This window comes from Pseudomonas sp. SIMBA_068 (genome assembly GCF_046534705.1).
Lineage (GTDB): Bacteria > Pseudomonadota > Gammaproteobacteria > Pseudomonadales > Pseudomonadaceae > Aquipseudomonas > Aquipseudomonas putida.
This window is the reverse complement of the sequence record NZ_JAWRYI010000098.1, coordinates 1-392: the sequence shown is the minus strand read 5'-3', so window position 1 is coordinate 392 and position 392 is coordinate 1. Positions and strand designations below refer to the sequence as shown.

Genomic DNA, 392 nt, shown 5'->3' with positions numbered 1-392 from the left:
CTGGGCAAACAAGTTCAGCGGCTTGGTTGGCGAAATGGGCATGCCACAGCTGGCGGTGATCGGTTGGTCGTCGAGGGTCATCCAGTCCCATTGGCAGTACACCTGCTGGCTGCGGAACGACTTGTCGGCGGCGAAGCGCAGCGAGTCGACCAGCCCGGCGACGGGCACCAAGGTGAACTGATTGAGAAGGAGGAAACCGACCCGCAGTTCAGGCTTGATCTGCGAGACGGTTTCGGCGGCCTGCGGTTGTTGTAGGTATTGTTCGGCGACCATGGACGCTGCTCTCATCACATCCGAAGTGAATGCCATTCTAAGCGTACACCGGCGTCCGCCCTATCATATTCAGCACTATAAATAGAAGATCGCAGACAAGGCAGGACGCTACGGTTGAC

Annotated in this window: 1 pseudogene; it reads right to left on the bottom strand. The window is 57.9% G+C overall.

Annotated elements, in window-relative coordinates:
* A pseudogene (locus SB756_RS28345) lies at positions 1-273 on the bottom strand (GlxA family transcriptional regulator); the annotation flags it as partial.
* Positions 274-392: the final 119 nt, after the last annotated feature.